2 protein-coding genes are annotated in these 2,658 nt (G+C 67.3%); both read left to right on the top strand.

Annotated elements, in window-relative coordinates; genetic code table 11:
* Window positions 1–320 precede the first annotated feature (320 nt).
* On the top strand, window positions 321–1,853 hold the full coding sequence (locus tag B7X32_RS20180; RefSeq protein ID WP_292723847.1) for an ABC transporter substrate-binding protein: 1,533 nt from the start codon (window positions 321–323) through the stop codon (window positions 1,851–1,853).
* 91 nt (window positions 1,854–1,944) lie between these two features.
* The coding region (locus B7X32_RS20175) for an ABC transporter permease (RefSeq protein WP_292723844.1) at window positions 1,945–2,658 on the top strand (714 nt) is incomplete at its 3' end.

Raw genomic sequence — 2,658 nt, 5'->3', positions numbered from 1 at the left:
CCTGCCCGCCACCACCGACATTCGAACCCCAGATCAACCCAGATTTCCAAACAGGGGATAACCCGACCGGAGCCCCGACTGTGGAGGACGATCCGCCGCACCGAAGCGCCAGGTGTGCGCGAGGGGACAGGGTGCACGCGCTCCAGGGCAAGGCTCGAGGCTCCCGCAGCGCGCATCGTCGGAAACAGGGCTTGCGCTCTTTTTCCACACATGTAGACTAACCGCACGACACATCGAAGTGACGTCGGATCGACTCCTCGGAGCGCGGCCGGAAGCTCTTCGAACCCTTCTTCCCCAAACCCGCACCGAGAGAAGGAACCATGAAACGAGTGCCCCTCGCGATCGCCGCGGCCGTGGCCGCGGTCCTCGCCCTCACCAGCTGCTCCGGCGGCGCAGGCGCCACGCAGGCGAGCGACGGCGCCGCTGCGAACGCGCCGGACGACCTGAACATCGGCAACTTCCTGGACGTCACGTCCTGGGATCCGTCCCTGGCCGACATCGGCTTCGACGGACCGTATCTCTCCGCCGTCTACGACACCCTGGTCGCCCTCGACAAGGACGGCAAGCCCGTCCCCTCCCTGGCCACGAAGTGGACCGTGTCGGGCGACGACAAGACCATCGACTTCGACCTCCGCACCGACGCGACCTTCTCGGATGGCGGGAAGGTCGACGCCGACGCCGTCGTGAAGAGCCTCGAGTACCTCAAGGCGGGCGCCCGCTCCGGCGAGGCGTACACGAATGTCTCCGCGATCACCGCGAAGGACGACCACACGGTGGAGGTCGCGCTCACCCAGCGCGACGACACGATCCTGTACCTGATGGGTCTGGGGCGCAGCTACATCATGTCGCCGAAGGCGATCGCCGCAGGCACCCTCGGCAAGGATCCGATCGGATCCGGTCCGTATGTGCTCGACGGCTCGAAGAGCGTCGCCGGCAGCGAGTACCGCTTCACCAAGGTGAAGGACCACTGGGACGCCAAAGCCTACCCGTTCTCGAACCTCGCGATCTTCCCGATCCAGGACGCGACGGCCCGGCACAACGCCATGCTGAGCGGACAGATCAACCTCGAGTACGGGGACGTCGCGAACCAGGCCCAGGCCGACCAACAGGGCTGGAACACCGCCGACCGGGTGTCCGGCTGGGCGGGTCTCGTGATCACCGACCACACCGGCGCGAAGAGCAAGCCCCTCGGCAGCGTCGAGGTGCGCCAGGCGCTCAACTACGCGTTCGACGGAGCGGCCGTCCTCAAGGCGGTCGGCAACGGCGCGGGCGTCGCGACCAACCAGGTCTTCCCCGACGGCGGCGATGTCAACGACCCGTCGCTGAACAAGACCTACGCCTACGACGTCGCGAAGGCGAAGGAGCTGCTGGCGAAGGCCGGCTACGCCGACGGCTTCAGCATCTCGATGCCGATGTCGCCCGTGTTCGAGATGTGGAAGCCCTCGGCCGAGCAGGCGCTGACGGCGATCGGCGTCAAGGTCACCTGGGACAACATGCAGATGCCCGACTACCAGACGAACGCGCCGAACTACCCGATGTTCATCTCCTTCCTCGCGATGGACGGCAACGACGTGGCGACCGTGCAGCGTCAGGTCACGAGCAAGCAGTGGTTCAACCCGAACCCCGACTACGCGAGCAACACGGTCCTCGCGCCGCTCGTGAAGAAGGTGCAGGAGTCCAAGGGCGCCGACCAGACCGCCGCGATCAAGGAGCTCGACAAGGCTCTCGTCGATCAGGCCTGGTGGTCGGTCTGGTACCAGGCGAAAAACACCTTCTACAGCGTCCAGGGCATCAAGGTCCAGCCGATCGTCGGCATGATGTTCCCGACTCTGCGCTACATCACCAAGGGCTGACGCCCCTCCCTGACCGGTCGTCGAGCGAGGGCGCCGCAGCGCACCCGCTCGACGACCGGTCCTCCACAGCCCACACCCCCGAGAGGCTCCCATGCTCCTGTTCACCGCGAAGCGGCTGCTGTCCGGCATCGTGCTGCTCGTGGTCGTGTCGATCGCGACGTTCTTCCTCGCCCACCTCGCGATCAAGGATCCGACCGCAGCCCTCCTCGGCACCACCGCGAGCCCTGCGCAGCAGGCCGCGCTGGCGGCGAGGATCGGGATCGACCGTCCGCTGCTCGTGCAGTTCTGGGACTGGTTCTCGCACCTCGTCACGGGCGACTTCGGCACCTCCTGGCGCAACTTCCAGCCCGTCGGGGCCCAGCTCGCGATCAAGATCCCGGTCACGCTCTCGGTCGTGACCTTCGCGACGCTCCTCACCGCCGTGCTCGGCATCGCCTTCGGGATGATCGCCGGCCTGCGCCCCGGCACCTGGTTCGATCGCGCTCTCAAGGGCGTCTCCGTCGTGCTCTTCGCGCTCCCCGGCTTCTGGGTCAGCCTGGTGCTCGTCCTCTGGTTCGCGGTGCAGCTGAAGTGGTTCCCCGCGGTCGGCTACGTGCAGCCGTCGCAGTCGGTCGACGGCTGGATCCGCTCGCTCACGCTTCCCGCGATCTCGCTCGCGCTCGGCGGCGTGGTCGCCGTCTCGGAGCAGTTGCGCAACGCGGTGATCGCGCAGAGCCGGCAGGACTGGGTGCGCACGCTCCGCAGCCGCGGACTGTCCGCGACCAGAGTCAACCTGCACATCCTGCGCAACGCCTCGCCCGCGGCG

The sequence above is a fragment of the Microbacterium sp. 13-71-7 genome, assembly GCF_002257455.1.
Taxonomy (GTDB): Bacteria; Actinomycetota; Actinomycetes; order Actinomycetales; family Microbacteriaceae; genus Microbacterium.
The sequence above is the reverse complement of the archived record's forward strand: the minus strand, read 5'-3'. Positions and strand labels throughout refer to the sequence as shown.

What these genes read in the sequence shown, in the direction of transcription:
- B7X32_RS20180 (WP_292723847.1), top strand. Translation starts at nt 321, where the DNA reads ATGAAACGAGTGCCCCTCGCGATCGCCGCGGCCGTGGCCGCGGTCCTC.